The sequence below is a fragment of the Actinoplanes palleronii genome, assembly GCF_016862315.1.
GTDB classification, from domain to species: domain Bacteria; phylum Actinomycetota; class Actinomycetes; order Mycobacteriales; family Micromonosporaceae; genus Actinoplanes; species Actinoplanes palleronii.
Genome location: NZ_BOMS01000058.1, coordinates 38,818 through 55,569, shown reverse-complemented (window position 1 = coordinate 55,569; position 16,752 = coordinate 38,818). Strand labels below are relative to the sequence as shown.

The following is a 16,752-nucleotide window of genomic DNA, read 5'->3' as shown; positions in this document are numbered from 1 at the left end:
ATGCCGGAGAACCGGGATCCGCTGCGCTATTTCCGGATCGAGGCGCAGGAACTGGTCGAGCAGATCAGCTCCGGCGTGCTCGACCTGGACCAGCGGCCCGGTCCGGAACCGGTGGCCAAACTGCTGCGGGTGGCGCACACCCTCAAGGGCGCCGCCCGGGTGGTGAAACAGAAGGAGATCGCCGACCGGACGCACGAGTTCGAGGAGATCCTGGTCCCGTACCGGGACGACCCGGCCGGGCTGGCGGTGGCCGACATGCGCGAGCTGCTGCGGCTCAACGACGAGATCAGCGCGCGGGTGGCGGCGCTCTCCCACCCCGCCGCCCCGGTGGATCCACCGGCCACCACGGCGACACTGCCGGAGGTGGCGGAGGGCACCGCCGACGTCGCCGAGGAGGAGTTCGTCGCGTCCCGGGCCTCCACCGAGGACCTGGACGAGCTGCTGGACGCGATCGGGGAGACCAACTCGCGGATGGCGCCACTGCGGGCCGGCTGCCACACCCTGGACAAACTGCACCGGACCGCCGAGACGCTGCTCGATCAGCTGCGCGGCGGCCGGGCCTCGACCAGCCTGACCCGGACCTCGGCGCAGCGGCTGGCCGCCGAGCTGGGCAGCGCCGGGCGCCGGCTGATCGACGCGGTCGACCAGGTGGAACGGGAACTCGACGACGTCCGGGCCAAGGCCGAGGCGCTGCGGCTGGTGCCGGCCGGCAGCATCTTCACCGCGCTGCGCCGGGCGGTCCGGGACGCGGCCGACGACGAGGACAAGCGGGTGCGGTTCGTCGCGCACGGCGCCGAGGTGAAGATGGGCTCGCACCTGCTCGGCCCGATCAACGCGGCGTTCCTGCACGTGGTGCGCAACGCCGTGGTGCACGGCCTGGAACCGCCGGACGAGCGGGTGGCGGCCGGCAAACCCGCCGACGGGACGGTGACCTTCGAGGTGGAGCGGCGGGGCCGGTTCGCGGCGTTCCGCTGCGTCGACGACGGGCGCGGGTTCGACGTGACCGCGTTGCGGCAGAAGGCGCAGGCGCGGGGCCTGCTCGCGGTCGGCGGCGGCGCCGGCGAGAGCGAGGTGCTCGAGCTGGTGATGCACGGCGGGATCAGCACCTCCGCGGCGGTGACCGAGGTGTCCGGCCGGGCGATCGGGATGGACGTGCTGCGCGACACCGCGGCGCAGCTGCACGGCGATGTGAAGATCCGCAGCAAGCCCGGTGCCGGCGCCACCGTCGAGCTGGTCGTACCGCTCGCGCTGCTGAGCATGGCCGGGCTGCTGGTCGAGGCCGGCGGCTCGATGGCGTCGCTGCCGCTGGACGCGGTCCGCGCCTGCGTACGGCTGTCGGCGATGGAGGCGGCCACCGCCGCGGCCACCGGCAAACTGGTCTACCAGGGCGCCGCGGCGCCGTTCCGGCCGCTGGTCGAGACGCTCTACACCGGGCGGGCGGTGCCGGACGCGGCCGGGCCGGGCGTGGCCGTCATGGTGCACGCCGGCGAGGGCACCGTGGCGATCGGCGTGGACCGGCTCTGCGGCACCCACGCGCTGGTCGCCCGCCCGCTGCCGGACCTGGCCCCGTCCACCGCGGTGGTCGGCAGCGTCTCGGTCGACGCCGACGGTAACCCCCGGCTGGTCCTCGACCCGCTGGGGCTGGTCGGCGAGATGCTGCGCGGCGACGGCGGCGGGCACCGCACGACGACCGTGACCTCCGCTCCCCCGCTGCCGATCCTGGTGGTCGACGACTCGCTGACCACCCGGATGCTGGAACGCAGCATCCTCGAGTCGGCCGGGTACCAGGTCGACCTGGCCGCCTCCGGCGAGGAGGGCCTGGACCAGGCCCGCTCCCGGCAGTACGGCCTGTTCCTCACCGACATCGACATGCCCGGCATCGACGGGTTCACCTTCGTCGAACGCACCCGCGCCGATCCGGAGCTGGCCGGGGTGCCGGCCATCCTGGTCAGTTCCCGGGCCAGCGCCGAGGACCGGGACCGCGGCATGCGGGCCGGTGCCAGCGCCTACGTGGTCAAGGGCGAGTTCGACCAGGAGGAGCTGCTCGCACACATCCGCCGCCTGGTGGTGCGCGCGTGATCCGGGTGCTGGTCGTCGAGGATTCCCTGACCATGCGCCATCACCTGCGCGAAGCCCTGGCCGAGGACCCGGAGATCCAGGTGGTCGGCGAGGCGTCGACCGGTGAGCAGGCCGTCGAGATGACCGGCCGGCTGCGCCCCGATGTGATCACGATGGACATGATGCTGCCCGGGATCAGCGGGCTGCAGGCGACCGAGCACATCATGGCCGAGCACCCCACCCCGATCCTGGTGGTCTCCTCGGCCGATCGGCGGGAGCTGTTCAGCACGTACAACGCGCTCGCCGCGGGTGCGGTGGACGTGATGGAGAAGCCGCGTGGCGACGAGTCGGACGGGGACTGGTCGCCGCGGCTGCGCCGTACCCTGCGGGTGGTGTCCCGGATCCGGGTGATCACCCATCCGCGGGCCCGGCTGGACGGCCGGGTCGACGCGGCCACGGTGGCGACGCCCGTCCCCGCGGTGGCCGCCGCCACCCGTCCCCTGGCGGGCTCGCTGTCGCTGGTCGCGGTCGGCGCGTCGACCGGCGGGCCGGGTGCGCTCACCGAGCTGATCCGGGGGCTGCCGGCCGACTTCCGTACCCCGGTGCTGTGCGTGCAGCACATCGCGGCCAGCGAGCAGTTCGCGGTGGCGTTCTCCGACTGGCTGGCCGGGCAGACCGGCCGACGGGTCCGGTACGCCCAGGACGGCGAACCGGTGCGCGCCCTCACCAACCAGGTCCTGCTCGCCCCGCCGGACCGGCACCTCTACGTCCGTGACCACGTGCTGCACCTCTCCGACGGCCCGCCGCGGCATTCCTGCCGGCCGTCGGTCGACGTGCTCTTCGAGTCGGTGGCCACCGAGTACGGCCAGGCGGCGGCCGGCTGCCTGCTGACCGGGATGGGCCGGGACGGCGCGGCCGGGCTGCTGGCGATGCGCAACCGGGGCGCGATCACGTTCGCCCAGGACGAGATGAGCTGCACGGTCTACGGCATGCCCCGGGAAGCCGCCCTGCTCGGCGCGGCCGTGCACATCCTGCCCCCGGCCCGGATCTCGGCTCGGCTGGCGGAGCTGCACCCTGCGGTGAACCGCCGATGACACCGACCGTGCTGATCGTCGACGACAGCCTGACCGTACGGATGGACCTGCACGACGCGTTCTCCGACGACGGCTTCGTCACCATCCTGTGTGCCACCGGCGCCGAGGCCCGGGACGCGTTCGCCGGTGCGCAGTTCGACGCCGCGGTGCTGGACGTGCTGCTGCCCGACGCGGACGGCCTGGAGCTGCTCACCGAGCTGCGCGGCTCCCCGGCGCACGCCGAGGTGGTGACGATGCTGCTCTCGGTGGAGAGCGAGGTCACCGACCGGCTGGCCGGGCTGCGGATCGGGGCGGACGAGTACGTCGGCAAGCCGTACGACGCCGGCTACGTGGTCGCCCGCACCCGGCAACTGCTCGGCGAGGCGCCGGTGCGCACCGCCGACGGGATACCGATCGTGCTGGTCATCGACGACAGCGTGACGTTCCGGGAGAAGCTGCGCGAGCTGCTCGAACCGGAGGGGTACGCGGTGCTGACCGCGAACAGCGGCGAGGAGGGCCTGCGGATGGCCGCCGACCGCCGCCCGAACGCGGTGATCGTCGACGGGGTGATGCCGGGCATCGACGGCGCCACCGTGATCCGCCGGATCCGGCTCGACCCGGCCCTGCGCGACACCCCGTGCCTGCTGATGACCGCCGCCGACGACTACGCCACCGAGATGCAGATGCTGGACGCCGGCGCCGACGCGTTCGTCCGCAAGCAGCAGGACCTGGCGGTGGTGCTGGCGAAGCTGGCCGCGGTGCTGCGGCAGGCCGCCGAACAGCTCCCGATCGAGGCGATCGGCAGCCTGCACGGGCCCGGCAAGGTGCTGACCGTCAGCCCGGACCGCGACGACCTGGACGACTGGGCCGAGGCGCTGCGCGCCGAGGGGTACGACGTGATCGCCTGCACCGGCGTCGAGGACGCCCTGGACCTGCTCGCCGAGCAGACCGCCGACTGCATCGTGCTGGGTGTCGACAGCGACCTGGACCGGGCCAAGGACGCCTGCCAGCGGATCCGGGAGGTGCCGGTGATCGGCGACCTCCCCCTGATCATGGCCGGCGGCGAGGACGCCATGGTCGCCTGCCTGGCGGCCGGTGCGGACGACTACGTGCGTCAGGTCGACATCACCGACGGCCTGCGGGTGCACGTGCGCGCCCAGATCCGCCGCAAGCAGTCGCACGACGAGGCGCGCCGGATCCGCGAGGAGCTGATGCGCCGCGAGCTGGACGCCGCCGGGGAACGGGCGGCCCGCCAGCTGGCCGAGACCCGGGCCGCGATGGTCGAGGAGCTGGAGTGGCGCAACCGGGAGCTGGAGGCGTTCTCCGGCTCGGTCTCGCACGACCTGCGCGGCCCGCTGCAGGTGATCAGCAGTTTCGCCGAGCACATGCTGGAGGAGTCCGACGACGAGCCGCTCGGCGGCCAGACCCGGCACCGGCTGACCCGGATCCACGCGGCCGCGCTGCGGATGGCCGACCTGGTCGAGTCACTGCTGATCCTGGCACAGGCCAGCCGTGGTGAGCTGCGCCGCGGCACCTTCGACCTGACAGAGACGATCCACCAGGTGTGTGCCGAGGTGGCCGCCCGGGACCCGGCGCACCGGGTCGAGTTCGTGGTGCAGGACGGCCTGTCCGCGGACGCCGACGAGGGCCTGGTCCGGGTGATCCTGGAGAACCTGATCAACAACGCGGTCAAGTTCACCCGCAAGGTCGAGAAGCCGGTGATCCGGGTGGGCCGGGAGAACGGCGGCTTCTTCGTGCGCGACAACGGCGCCGGATTCCCGGCGGGCAAGGCCGGCGAGCTGTTCCGGCCGTTCGCCCGGCTGCACGACGCCCGGGACTTCCCGGGCACCGGGATCGGGCTGACCACCGTGCACCGGGCGGTGGAACGGCACGGCGGCGAGATCCGGGCCGAGGGCGAGGAGGGTCAGGGCGCCACGTTCTGGTTCAGCCTGCCACCGTCCGAGACGCACAAGGGACCGGAGCGACGCGACGCCGCGCGCCGCTCCGGGTGAGCGCTCAGTTCACGTACGCCAGGCCGTCGGAGACCACGGCCGGGCGGCCGCTGGTGCCCGCGACGACGACCGCCACGGTGTGCTTGCCCGGGGTCAGCGCCTTGACCCACACCGCCTGGCGATACTTGGTGCCGCTCGCCTTGGTGTCGATGGTGGCGATCTTCTTGCCGTCCAGGTAGACGTACGCCTTGCCGGTCTGTGAGCCGCGGGAGAAGAGCAGCGCCGCCGACCGGCCGGTGAAGGCGTACGTCAGCTTGGCGTTCTTCTTCGTCGCGGCGAGCGCCTTGCCGCTGAGGTGACTGCCCGACGACCGCGTGGCCCAGGTGCCGCCGCGCTTGGCCTTGGTCTCCGGCAGCACGGTGACCTTACGGGTGACGCTGGTGGTCCGGGTGTTGCCGGCCACGTCCCGCACGGTCAGCGCGTAGGCGGTGGTCACGCCCGGCCGCACGCTGGTGTACCAGCTGGTCCCGGCCGGCGCCAGGTTCGCCTTCGACGGCTTGGCCGCGGTGACCGTGTAGACCCTGGCGTTGTCGGTCGCCTTGTAGAGCACGGTGACCGGTACGGACGTGGTCGAGTAGGTGCCGGCGCGCAGGTAGGGCGACGGCCCGCTGAGCCCGGGCGCGGTCACGTCCGCGACGATCTTGTACGCCCCGGTCACCCCGGTCGCGCCGGAGGTGTGCGTGGCGCGCACCTGGACGGTGTGCGTGCCCGGGGTGAGCGTGAGTTTCGCGGTGCGGGCGGTGCCGGGCAGGGTGGCTGCCACCTTGCCGTCCCGCAGCACCTCGAACGTCGCGATCGACGCGGACGCCGTGGCGACCGACCAGTTGATCGTCGCGGCGGTGCGGACGTAGAAGACGCCGCCCACCGAGATCCCGCCGGCCAGCGAGGTCGCGGTCAGCCCGGTGATCATCCGCTGCGAGAGGATCCGGATGGTGTCCAGCTGCGGGGAGAGGTTCACGCCGGGGCACTCGGTCAGGTAGCCCCACTTGCCGGCCTTCTGATCGGTCCAGGCCTTCTGGCCGTCCTGGTGACCGGCGATCCGCGGGAACGTGACGCTCGTACCGGCCGGCCAGATCCGGCCGTCGACACCCTCGGTCATCGTCGTGGTGCTGGCCGGGTTGTAGCCGTACGCCCCCAGCCGGGCCGCCGCGACCTGCGCGATCGTGGTCAGCGCCGCGGTGCTGGGCTTGGCCGTGGTGTAGTCGCCGAGCAGCGCGATCCCGATCGAGCCGGTGTTGAACCCGACCGCGTGCGCGCCGATCACCGCCTTGGTGACACCGCCCTTGCGACCCTCGAAGAGCGTGCCGCACTGGTCGACCACGAAGTTGTACCCCAGGTCGGACAGCTCCTTGACCTTGATGTCGTTGACCTGGATGCCGCGGATCACCGACGCCGAGTCGGCACAGGTGTAGGAGTTGCCGAAACCGGTGTGGTGCACCCAGACCAGCTTCGCCTGGCTGGCCACGTCCATGGCGTAGGTGACCAGGGCCTCGTTCGCCTTCCAGCCGGCCCGGGAGACGTACGGCGGCAGCTGCGCCTTGACCGGGACCGTGGAGGTCGGCACCGGGACCGCGGAGGTCGGCACGGTCGACGGCGCGGTGGTGCTGCTGGTCGGAGGCTTCGTGGTGACCGACGGCACCGCCGACGGCGTGGTGGTCACCGGCTGGGTGGTCTGCGGTGCGTCCGGGGTGTCGCTCGGCACCGGCGCGGTGGTCGGTGCGGTGGGCAGCTCGGAGACCGGCGGATTGGTCGGCTCCGGGCTCTCCTCCTCCACCGGGTCCGACGGCTCCGGCGCGCTCGGCGACGCGCTCGGGTCCTCTGCGCCGCCGCCCTGACCGCCGCTGCGGGCGTCCGGGTCGATCAGGTTGACCTTGAGGGCGGCCGGGAGGCGACCGCCGGCGATCCGGGCGGCCACCCCGTCGGAGCGGCCGGTCCAGATCGGATCGGTGGCGCCGTGGGCGCGGGCCGCCTCGTCCGGCCGGTCCGCGGCCGCCTCGGCCACGCCGAGGGCCTGCCAGCCGGACCACTTCCCGCTCTTGGCACTGCGGGCGCGGACCTCGATCCGGCCCTGCGGCGCGTCGGCCGGGTCGTCCCAGGACACGCTGACCATGCTGAACCGGCGGGTGGAGCGCTGCGGCAGCTCGGCGGCGCCGCCGGACGCGGCCAGGTCCAGCGAGTCGATCTCGGCGTGCACGTCGGGTGGCGTCGCGGCCGGGTCCGGCGGGATGCTGCCGGCGGCGATCGTGACGTCCTCGCCGGAGCTGCTGCCGGTGGCCGGGCCGGACGGCAGGGTCAGCGCCGCGACCCCACCGGCGGCGGCGAGGACCGCCACCGCCGCGCCGATCCCGATCGTTGCACGCCGTTTCATCCACGCCCCCGCATGTTCAAAGAATCTTGCGGCGGTGAATGTACCGGACCCCGCCGCGCGGCGGGGTCCGGGTTTGTCACTCGGTGCCCAGTGCCGTCACCGGGCTGACCCGGGCCGCCCGCCGGGCCGGCAGGACACCGGCCAGGGCGGTCAGTCCGACCAGGATCAGGAACGCCGCGGCCAGCTGCCACACCGGCACCGCGAGCGGCGCGTTCACGCCGATCGCCTGCAGGGCCAACCAGGCGTACGGGACGCCGAGCAGCAGGCCGAGCACCGCGCCGATCACGCCGTACAGGGCGGACTCGGCGGTGAGCATGGCGCGCAGGCCACCGCGGGACATCCCGATCGCCCGGAGCAGCCCCGACTCGCGGACCCGCTCGACCACCGACAGGGCGGTGGTGGCGCCCACCCCGACCACGGCGATCAGCACGGTCAGGCCGATCAGCCCGAGCGCGATGCCGAGCAACGCGGTCAGCGACGAGGCGACCTGGTCACGCTGGTCGGCCAGCACGTCCACGGTGTAGTCGGACTGCCCGCCACCGACCGCGCGCATCGCCCGCAGCCCCTCGGTACGCCCGGTGTCCCCGTCGGTCGCCGCGTCGGCGAGCAGACCGGAGTACGCGGTGCCGGCCCCCAACGCGGTCAGGTCGGCCGGGGTGACCAGCAACCCGCTGTGCAGCGGCCCGTCGTCGCCGAGCACCGCGGCCACGGTGAGCGTGACCTTCTTGCCCTTGTTGTCCACCTGGACGGTGTCACCGACGCCGAGGCCGGCCATCTCCGAGATCCAGCCGGCGACCACCACCTTGCCCGGGCCGAGGTCGGCCAGCGAGCCGGTCCGGAAGTCCAGATCGACCAGCCGGGGCAGAGCGGCCATGTCCAGATCGGTCACCGGCACCCCGTCGAAGTCCGGGATCTTCGCCTCGATCCGCCGGTACGGCGTGACCCGGGTCAGCTCCTTCGCGGCCTTCGCCCGGTCCAGGAAGCCGGCCGGCAGGGTGCTGCCCTGACCGCCGGTCAGCTCGAAGTCGGCCGGGGCGGACGCGGCCAGCTCCCGGTCGCCGAGCACCCGGATCGAGGCGCCGCCGACCAGCACACCGGCCACCAGCGTCACACCCAGCGCGACCACCACCGACACCGCCGCGGCCCGGCGGGCACTGCCACCCACCCCGCCGATCGCCAGCCGGCCGACCGGGCCGAGCCGGCGCAGCGGCCAGCCGAAGACCGCCAGGACCGGCCGGACCAGCACCGGGCCGAGCGCGATCAGGGCGACGAACGCCAGCGCGCCGGAGGCGACCACGGCCAGCAGCATCGTCTGCGCGTCGTAGTTCTGCTCGTCCGGGCCGGGCAGGTTGGTGTAGACGTACCCGGCCAGCAGCAGCGCGGCGGCCAGCGGCAGCAGCCCGGCGACCCAGCGCAGCGCGCCGATCCCGGTCCGCGCGCCGGTGCCGGCCGCGGCCCGCAACGCCTCCAGGGGTGCGACCCGGGACGCGGAGACCGCCGGGGCGAGCACCGACAGCACGGTCATCACCACGGCCAGCAGGACGGTGCCGAGCGCCGGGAGCACCGGCACGCCCGGCGACAGCACCTTCCAGCCGAGCCCGCGCAGCGCCAGCGGGACCAGCTGCCCGGCGGCGAGGGCGGCGAGCACCCCGACCGTGCCGGTGACCAGTCCGGTCAGCGCGCCCTCGGTGGCCAGCGCACGGAACATCGCACCCCGGCCGGCGCCGACCGCGCGGAGCAGGGCCAGCTGGCGCATCCGCTGGGCGAAGACGATCCGGAACGTGCTGGCGGCGATCAGGCCGGCCGCCGCGACGGCGATCGCGACGAACATCGCGACCACGGCGAACACCTGGTCGATCTGGTCGGCGGAGGACCGCGCCTCCTCGAGCCGCACGTCGGCCCCCGTGGCCACGTGCGGTCGCTCGTCGGCCTTCACCGGCGCGAAGATCTGGTCGATCCGGGTCCGTGCCTGGTCACCGTCCGCGCCGGCGTCCAGGTCGATGTCGATCTGCTGGATGTACGGCTGACCGCTGAGCGCGAAGACGGTGGCGCTCGGCGCGTACGTGTCGTAGCCGAAGTCCTGCGGCGGCGCGACCACACCGACCACCCTGAGGGTGACCTTCTTCCCGGGCTTCCCGGTCTCGCTCCCCGGGTCGACCGCGGCGGTGGAGCCGACGTTCAGGCCGAGCAGCTGCACGGTCCGGGGGGTCACCGCGATCTCGTCGGCCGCGCTCGGGTACCGCCCCGACGTGACCGTGACCAGCGAGAGTGGCCCGCTGCCCGGATCCGCGGTGACGTTCAGGTACTGCCCGCCGTACTGGACGCCGATCTGGGCCAGGGCCGAGGTGCGGGAGACGCCCGGCACCGCGGTGACCGCGGCGAGGTCCTTGGCGGTGATGGTCCCCTCGCGGACCACCAGGTCGACGGCCGCCGGGGTGCCGCTGAGCCCGTCGAGCACACTGCGCTCGGTGATCTGCTGGGCCAGCACGGTGGCGTAGACGACGAACGAGGCGACCAGGACGGCCAGGCCGGTCAGCAGCATCCGGGCCGGGCGCCGGGAGACGCCGGCGAGCTGGGTACGCAGGACCGTGTTCACCGGGCGGCCGCCAGCGACTGCAGGGCGTCGGTCACCGAGGCGATCGACGGCTGGTGGATCTCGCCGGCCAGCTGCCCGTCGGCGAGCAGCACGACCCGGTCGGCGTACGCGGCCGCGCCGGCGTCGTGGGTCACCATCACCACGGTCTGGCCCAGCTCCCGGGCCGAGGTGCGCAGCAGGCCGAGCACCTCGGCGCCGGACCGGGAGTCCAGGTTGCCGGTCGGCTCGTCGGCGAAGAGCACCTCGGGCCGCGACACCAGGGCCCGGGCCAGCGCGACCCGCTGCTGCTGGCCGCCGGAGAGCTCGCTGGGCAGGTGGCCGAGCCGGCCGCCCAGCCCGAGCGTGGTGACCAGCCGGTCCAGCAGCTCGGCGTCCGGCTTGCGGCCGCCGAGGTCGAGCGGCAGGGTGATGTTGCGTTCCGCGGTGAGCTGCGGGAGCAGGTTGAACGACTGGAAGACGAAGCCGATCCGCTCCCGGCGCACCTTGGTGAGCACCTTGTCGGACTGCTTGGTCAGGTCGCTGCCGCCGAGCAGCACCTGACCGGAGGTCGCGGTGTCCAGCCCGGCCAGGCAGTGCATCAGGGTGGACTTGCCGGACCCGGACGGGCCCATGATGGCGGTGAACCGGGCGCGCTCGAAGCCGACCGTCACCCCGTCCAGGGCGCGGACCGCGGTGTCGCCGGCGCCGTACACCTTCACCAGGTCGACGGCCGCGACCGCCGCCAGGGCGTCCCGGCCGGTCGGGGGTGCGGAATGCGTCTGCATGAATGCTCCAAGAAAGCTGTGAACCGGACGGGACGATCCTGATCGATCCCGTCCGGGCGCACATCGGCTCGCGGGCAGGGTCCCGGCGGCCACGGATCTGCCTTTCGGCCGATGGTCCACCCCTCCCGGCCACCTACTCTGGGTGACGATGAACCGCATTCTCGTAGGCGCGATGCAGGTCGCCGGGCTGGGCGCGATGGCGTTGCTCGGCCTGATCGACGTCAGCGCCGGCATGGCACAGAGCCCGCTCCTCGGCGTCCAGGTGCTGCTCGCGATGGCGGCCGCCGCGGTCTGGCTGCCGCACTACCGGCCCGGGTCGCGGTTGCTGCCGGCCGCCGCGATCGTGGTCTCCACCGCCTCGCTGCTCGTCACCGCGCTGATCTGGGTCGCCGACCCGTACGAGGGGCTGTGGGGGCTGGCCGAGTCGGCCGCGCTGCTGGTGGTGCTCGCCGTGGTGACCCGCCACGTCCGGACCGGCCCGGCCGTGCTCGCGCTGGTGATCACCGGTGCGGCGGTCAGCGTGATGCCGCTGCGGGCCGGTGACAGCGCCATCTACGCCACGTTCTGCCTGATCCAGGCGCTCGGCGCGGCCGGCGCCATCGGGGTCGGCGTCGCCTTGCGGACGATGGCCGGCAACCGGCAGCGGGCCCTGGATTCGGTACGGTCGGAGCAGCGCGCCGAGTTCGCCCGCGACCTGCACGACTTCATCGCCCACCACGTCACCGGCATCGTGGTGCAGGCACAGGGCGCCCGGTTCATCGCCGAGCAGGACCCGCAGCGGGTGATGCTCGCCCTCGAACAGATCGAACAGGCCGGCACCGAGACGATGGCCTCGATGCGCCGGATGGTGGGTGTGCTGCGCGACCCGGAGTCGAAACCGGACGCGCCGCTCGCCCCGGTCGCCGGGGTGCCCGAGCTGGCCCCGCTCGCCGAGCAGTTCACCGCGGCCGGTGGCCCGCCGGCCCGGCTGCACCTGGAGGGCGACCCGTACGGGCTGCCGGTCGAGGTGTCCACGTCGGCGTACCGGGTGGTGATGGAGGCGCTGACCAACGTGCGGCAGCACGCGCCGCAGGCGAACGCGGTGGACGTCTGGGTGCGGCGGGCCACCGACCAGCTGCTGATCCGGGTGGCGAACGACGGCCCGGCGCCACGCCCCTCCCTCGACCGGCCGGGGTACGGTCTGGTCGGCCTGACCGAGCGGGTCCGCGCGGCGGGCGGGCAGATCGTGTCCGGGCCGGGCGTCGACGGCGGCTGGGTCGTCGACGCGGTGTTCCCCCTGTGAGCCCCTCTTCCTGGAGTGATCGTTGATACGCGTACTCGTCGCTGATGATCAAGCGCTGGTCCGGACCGGATTCGGCATGATCATCGGTGCGCAGCCGGACATGGAGGTGGTCGGCGAGGCGGCCGACGGCGTCGAGGCGGTCGAGATGGCCCGGCGGCTGCGGCCGGACGTGGCGCTCTTCGACATCCGGATGCCGCGGATGGACGGCCTGCAGGCGCTGCGGCTGCTCGCCGGGCCGGGCGTGGCCGACCCGATCAAGGTCGTCATGGTCACCACCTTCGACCTGGACGAGTACGTGCACCAGGCGCTGCGCAACGGCGCGGCCGGTTTCCTGCTCAAGGACTCCGGGCCGGCGCTGCTGGTCGAGGCGGTGCGGGCGGCGATGTCCGGTGACGCGCTGATCAGCCCGTCGATCACCGTGCGACTGCTGGAGCACCTGTCGCACCCGGTGCCGCAGGGCGACGACGGCGGGCTCTCCCCGCGCGAGCTGGACGTGGTGCGGCTGATCGCGCGGGGACGGACCAACGCGGAGATCGCCGCCGAGCTGTTCATCTCGGTCGGCACCGTGAAGACCCACCTGGGCAGCGTGCACGCCAAGCTCGGCACCCGGAACCGGGTCGAGATCGCCGCCTGGGTCTGGGAACGCCGCCTGGTCAGCTGACCCCCAGTCGTGCGTGTGAACTTTCGGCGCGCTCCGCACCCCAACTTCACACACCCAACGGCTTCGGGCGCTGCGTGGGGACTTTCGGCGCGCTCCGCACCCCCACTTCACACACACAACGGCTTCGGCCGCTGTGTGGGGACTTTCGGCGCGCTGCGCACCGAAAGTTCACACACAGGGTTTCCGGGACCACCCGCGGACGTCGCCCCGGAGGGCTTCGCGTTCTGGACGCGCCAGCGGCCAGCGAAGCCCGCAGGGGTCCCGGCGGGAGCGACGATCCGCACCACAGCGGACGCACGACATGATCGTCAAGAATTTGATCTTGAGGCGATCCGCTGGCGGCTGGTCAGCAACGCCGCCACCGACGGCTCCGGGTCGGCCGGGCGCATCTGCGAGACGATCTGGCGGGCCGCCGCCCGGGCCGGATGCAGCCGGTGCCGGATCAGCCGCGCGCCGATCCGCATCCGGGCGCTGCGCGGCACCGGCGTCGACGGCTGGTAGCCGAAGTAGGTCAGCCGGTCGCCGAACTCGGCCTCGCACTGGCGCACCTCGTCCTCGGTGAGCCGGGAACGCCAGCTCTGCACCCGCTCGGTGGTGACGTCCTGGTGGGTCAGCTTGTGCCAGGTCTTGTACTCCGGGACGGCGACCGAGGCCAGCTGGGACGGCTTGGTCATCGCCGGGTCGAAGTCCTCCTCGAGGAAGTCGCAGATGCCGCGCAGGTGCGGTTCCGGGTCGGCGACCAGGTCCTCGTAGCGGACCTGGTGATAGACGTCCTTCGGGTAGCGGCGGGTGGCGAGCAGCGAGGCGTCGGCGGACTGGGTCCAGTACCCGATCAGCTTGTCGAACTCGTTGCCGCTCCACGGGGTCTCCTTGAGGGAGGCCACGCAGTCCCGGCCGTCGCGCATGATGTTGATGATCTGCGCGTCCGGGAAGAGCCGCAGAATGGCCGGCAGGTGCCGCAGGTAGAGCGGGCGCTTGTCGCCCCAGCGGGGCTTGCCGAACCGTTCCGAGTACATCTTGAACACCGTGCCGATCGCCGAGCCCAGCGTGGGCGGCGCGGCGACCACCGCCTCGACCGCCTGCTCGCGGTCCAGGCCCAGGTCCTCGAACTGATGGGACTCGCTGATGAACGCGCCGAGCGCCCGGCGGTTCGCGGCGTCGTTCAGGTCGCCGAACGTCCTGCGCTCGGTGTACGCCTCGAGCAGGAACCGGGTCTCCGGCGGCAGCGCGATCCGTGGATGCGCGTGCAGCATGAGCTGCAGCATCGTGGTGCCGGAGCGCGGACATCCGACCACGAAGATCGGCCGGTCACTGGACACGCCGGCCACCGCACATCAACAACATGTCGCTCCTCTCCCCACCCCGTGATCTTGAAGACTTCGCAAAGATTCCGCAATGATCCTGTGACGACGGTCGACCCGTGCTGTGCGGAACCTGTGAAAGACCCCTGGCACGGCATCGATGCCCGGCTCCCCCACTGTGCGGGGAACCGGGCATCGTCGGATCAGGGCGGAAATACTAACCCGTACTCACCATAATGTCAGCATTTGTCCGGACTGGCCGGGTGGACAGCCAGCAGCCGGCCACGATCAACAGGAAGCCGGCGACCGTGCCGGCGCCGATCGACTCGTGCAGCAGCGCCACCCCGAGCAGCGCCGCGACCACCGGGTTCGCGTAGGTGACCAGACCGGCCCGGTTCGAGCCGGCCAGCGCGATCAGCTGGTAGAACGCCAGCATCGCCAGGGCCGTGCAGAGCAGGCCGAGCCCGGCCAGCGCCAGCCAGGCGTTCGCGCCGACGTCGCCGGGCACGGCCGGCAGCCGGAACAGCGCGAACGGGACCAGCACCAGGGTGCTGATCGTGGTGGTGCCGGCGGTCAGCGCGTCCGGCGGGACGTCCGCGAGATGCTGCTGGACCAGCTTGGTGGCGAACGCGTAACTGAGCGCCGCGAGCAGCACCATGGCCGCGCCGAGCAGCCCCCAGCGGTCGCCGGACACGTCCAGCCCGACCAGCACCACCACCCCGGCGAACCCGGTGACCAGGCCTGCCGTCCGCAGCCCGGTGATCGGCTCGGAGCGCGACATCAGCAGCGCGATGACCACCGGCTCGATCGCGATCAGGATGCCGGTCAGCGACGAGCTGATGTGCGTCTCGCCGTACGCGATCAGCAGGAACGGCCCGATCACGTGCACCGCGGCGAGCGCCAGCACCGTCCGCAGCCGGCCCCGGAGCGCGTCCAGGGAGCCGCGCAGCGCGGCGATCGGCAGCAGCACCGCGGCGGCGATGGCACAGCGCCCGGCGACGACGACCATCGGCGACAGGTCGACGAGGGCCACCTTGATCAGGAAATACGGGATGCCCCACAACACCGAGACGAGAACGAAGAGGAGCCAGGCACGACGATTCACCCCTTCAGACTTCCCGCGTACGGTAGTAAGCGGTAGTGCTGACCTGCTGATGCCGTCGTAAGCGTTTCTTAATAGAGGATCAAGCTGATGATCGATTCCCGGCGGCTCCAGGTCCTCGCCGAGGTCGCCCGGCAGGGCAGCTTCAACCGCGCCGCCGCCGAGCTGCGGCTCACCCCGTCCGCGGTGTCCCAGCAGATCAGCGCGCTGGAACGCACCCTCGGCACCCCGGTGGTGCGGCGCAGCACCCGCGGGGTCGAGCTGACCCAGGCCGGCCTGGTCCTGATCGACGCCGCCGAGGCGATCACCGCCGAGCTGCTCACCGCGCAGCGGGAGATCGACCGGCTGGCCAGCGTGCGCGTCGAGCGGCTCACCGTGGCCACGTTCACCAGCGGCGGGCAGCGGTTGTTGCCGGCCGCGCTGACCCGGTTCACCGCGGCGCACCCGGCCGTCGAGCTGACCGTGATCGAGAGCGAGCCGGAGGACAGCCTGCCGCTGCTCCGATCGGGTGCCGCCGATCTGGCGCTGGCGTACCACTTCAACGGCCCGCCGCCGATCGCCGACGGGGACCGGTCCGGGCTGTCCTGGACCCCGGTGCTCGAGGACCCGATGTGGATCGTGCTGCCGGCCGGTCACCCGCTCGCCGGGCGGTCCGAGCTGGCCCTCGCCGACCTGGCCGCCGAGCGCTGGGTGCAGGGCTGCGTCGGGCAGAGCGACCTGCTCGACCACTACGCGGCCCTCGGCGGTTTCGAGGTGCGGGTCGCCTGCCGGGGCACGGACTACCAGTTCGCGCAGTCGCTGGTGCGGGCCGGGGTGGGCGTCAGCATGATCCCGGAGGTCGCGCTGACCACCGACCCGGCCGGCCTGGTCGCGGTGCCCCTGGCCGGGCCCGGCCCGTGCCGGTACGTCGGGGTGGCGCTGCCCCGCCGGCGTCCGGCCCCGCTCGCGGTCGCCCTGGTGCGCGCGCTTCAGGAGGCGCTGGGCTCGCTGCCGGAGAACGCGCTGACCCGTACCCAGTAACGCTTGATCGTGCCGATCTCGGTCTCCCGGATGTCCTCGAGGACCCCGCCGCCGCCCTCGATGGTCCGCGCCGACGCCACGTTGGCCACGTTGCAGGTGATCAGCACGCGGTCCAGGCCCCGGTTCCGCGCCTCGACGAGCATCTCGCCCAGCGCCCACGAGGCCAGGCCCCGGCGGCGGGCCGACGGACGGACGCTGTAGCCGATGTGCCCGCCCGCGTCCAGCAGGAAGTCGGTCAGCTCGTGCCGCAGCGCGATCGCCCCGAGGTAGCGGTCCCCCTCGACGATCCAGCGGAACGTGCAGTGCACCCATCCCTCCGGCACCGGCCGTTCCGGGTCCGCCAGGGCGAGCAGGCCGTCCACCCACGCGGCGAACCCGGCCGGGGTGTCCGGGTCGGGGCCGAGGCGCACGCCGGTGCCGTCCTGGTGGGTGTCCCTTCCGAACTCGTCGCGGGACTCCAGCCAGCTGTCCCGCAGCCGGGCGGTGGGCACGATCAACTCAGGCATGCCGGGGAC

The 16,752-nt window shown here is 73.0% G+C and carries 12 protein-coding genes; 6 read left to right on the top strand and 6 right to left on the bottom strand.

The genetic code is table 11. The features are described from left to right. Genes Apa02nite_RS22180 through Apa02nite_RS22170 form a run of 3 tightly spaced genes read left to right on the top strand, consistent with a single transcriptional unit; the run spans position 1 to position 5,143 of the window. Positions 1–2,079, top strand: coding sequence for a hybrid sensor histidine kinase/response regulator (locus Apa02nite_RS22180; RefSeq protein WP_203826697.1), 2,079 nt, complete (start codon positions 1–3; stop codon positions 2,077–2,079). Continuing rightward, positions 2,076–3,152 (top strand): chemotaxis-specific protein-glutamate methyltransferase CheB, encoded by a 1,077-nt coding sequence (gene cheB / locus Apa02nite_RS22175; protein ID WP_203826696.1) that lies wholly within the window; start codon positions 2,076–2,078, stop codon positions 3,150–3,152. Before Apa02nite_RS22180 ends, cheB begins: the two co-directional genes overlap by 4 nt. Next, positions 3,149–5,143 carry a response regulator gene (locus Apa02nite_RS22170; RefSeq protein ID WP_203826695.1) on the top strand — a complete coding sequence of 665 codons (1,995 nt, stop codon included), beginning with the start codon at positions 3,149–3,151 and terminating at the stop codon, positions 5,141–5,143. The genes cheB and Apa02nite_RS22170 overlap by 4 nt, the downstream gene beginning before the upstream one ends. A 4-nt stretch (positions 5,144–5,147) precedes the next feature. On the opposite strand, the gene Apa02nite_RS22165 is transcribed toward Apa02nite_RS22170, so the two are convergent. The 3 genes from Apa02nite_RS22165 to Apa02nite_RS22155 form a co-directional block, all read right to left on the bottom strand. Further along, the gene (locus tag Apa02nite_RS22165; RefSeq protein ID WP_203826694.1) at positions 5,148–7,511 is read right to left on the bottom strand and encodes an N-acetylmuramoyl-L-alanine amidase; all 2,364 of its coding nucleotides are present in this window, start codon (positions 7,509–7,511) and stop codon (positions 5,148–5,150) included. Positions 7,512–7,587: 76 nt separating this feature from the next. After that, positions 7,588–10,107 (bottom strand): ABC transporter permease, encoded by a 2,520-nt coding sequence (locus Apa02nite_RS22160; protein ID WP_203826693.1) that lies wholly within the window; start codon positions 10,105–10,107, stop codon positions 7,588–7,590. After that, on the bottom strand, positions 10,104–10,871 hold the full coding sequence (locus Apa02nite_RS22155) for an ABC transporter ATP-binding protein (RefSeq protein WP_203826692.1): 768 nt from the start codon (positions 10,869–10,871) through the stop codon (positions 10,104–10,106). Before Apa02nite_RS22155 ends, Apa02nite_RS22160 begins: the two co-directional genes overlap by 4 nt. Before the next feature lie 148 nt (positions 10,872–11,019). Here Apa02nite_RS22155 and Apa02nite_RS22150 point away from each other — a divergent pair, with 148 nt between their 5' ends. Both Apa02nite_RS22150 and Apa02nite_RS22145 read left to right on the top strand, forming a co-directional pair. Further along, entirely contained in the window at positions 11,020–12,153 is a 1,134-nt protein-coding gene (locus Apa02nite_RS22150; protein ID WP_203826691.1) for a sensor histidine kinase, read from the top strand. A gap of 22 nt (positions 12,154–12,175) precedes the next feature. Then, on the top strand, positions 12,176–12,814 hold the full coding sequence (locus Apa02nite_RS22145; protein WP_067688063.1) for a response regulator: 639 nt from the start codon (positions 12,176–12,178) through the stop codon (positions 12,812–12,814). Between the two features lie 308 nt (positions 12,815–13,122). On the opposite strand, the gene Apa02nite_RS22140 is transcribed toward Apa02nite_RS22145, so the two are convergent. Then, entirely contained in the window at positions 13,123–14,133 is a 1,011-nt protein-coding gene (locus Apa02nite_RS22140; protein ID WP_203826690.1) for a sulfotransferase family protein, read from the bottom strand. 199 nt (positions 14,134–14,332) lie between these two features. Further along, on the bottom strand, positions 14,333–15,220 hold the full coding sequence (locus Apa02nite_RS22135; RefSeq protein WP_203826689.1) for a DMT family transporter: 888 nt from the start codon (positions 15,218–15,220) through the stop codon (positions 14,333–14,335). An 87-nt stretch (positions 15,221–15,307) separates the two neighbouring features. Here Apa02nite_RS22135 and Apa02nite_RS22130 point away from each other — a divergent pair, with 87 nt between their 5' ends. Then, positions 15,308–16,237: a LysR family transcriptional regulator gene (locus Apa02nite_RS22130; protein ID WP_067688057.1), complete on the top strand. Its 930-nt coding sequence runs from the start codon at positions 15,308–15,310 to the stop codon at positions 16,235–16,237. Here Apa02nite_RS22130 and Apa02nite_RS22125 read toward each other — a convergent pair. Continuing rightward, positions 16,186–16,743 carry a GNAT family N-acetyltransferase gene (locus tag Apa02nite_RS22125; RefSeq protein WP_203826688.1) on the bottom strand — a complete coding sequence of 186 codons (558 nt, stop codon included), beginning with the start codon at positions 16,741–16,743 and terminating at the stop codon, positions 16,186–16,188. The two genes, Apa02nite_RS22130 and Apa02nite_RS22125, sit on opposite strands and share 52 nt — an antisense overlap. Positions 16,744–16,752 lie beyond the last annotated feature (9 nt).

Coding starts and splice junctions, on each gene's coding strand:
- Apa02nite_RS22180 (WP_203826697.1), top strand. CDS start 1: ATGCCGGAGAACCGGGATCCGCTGCGCTATTTCCGGATCGAGGCGCAG.
- Apa02nite_RS22170 (WP_203826695.1), top strand. CDS start 3,149: ATGACACCGACCGTGCTGATCGTCGACGACAGCCTGACCGTACGGATG.
- Apa02nite_RS22165 (WP_203826694.1), bottom strand. CDS start 7,511: ATGAAACGGCGTGCAACGATCGGGATCGGCGCGGCGGTGGCGGTCCTC.
- Apa02nite_RS22155 (WP_203826692.1), bottom strand. CDS start 10,871: ATGCAGACGCATTCCGCACCCCCGACCGGCCGGGACGCCCTGGCGGCG.
- Apa02nite_RS22150 (WP_203826691.1), top strand. CDS start 11,020: ATGAACCGCATTCTCGTAGGCGCGATGCAGGTCGCCGGGCTGGGCGCG.
- Apa02nite_RS22130 (WP_067688057.1), top strand. CDS start 15,308: ATGATCGATTCCCGGCGGCTCCAGGTCCTCGCCGAGGTCGCCCGGCAG.
- Apa02nite_RS22125 (WP_203826688.1), bottom strand. CDS start 16,743: ATGCCTGAGTTGATCGTGCCCACCGCCCGGCTGCGGGACAGCTGGCTG.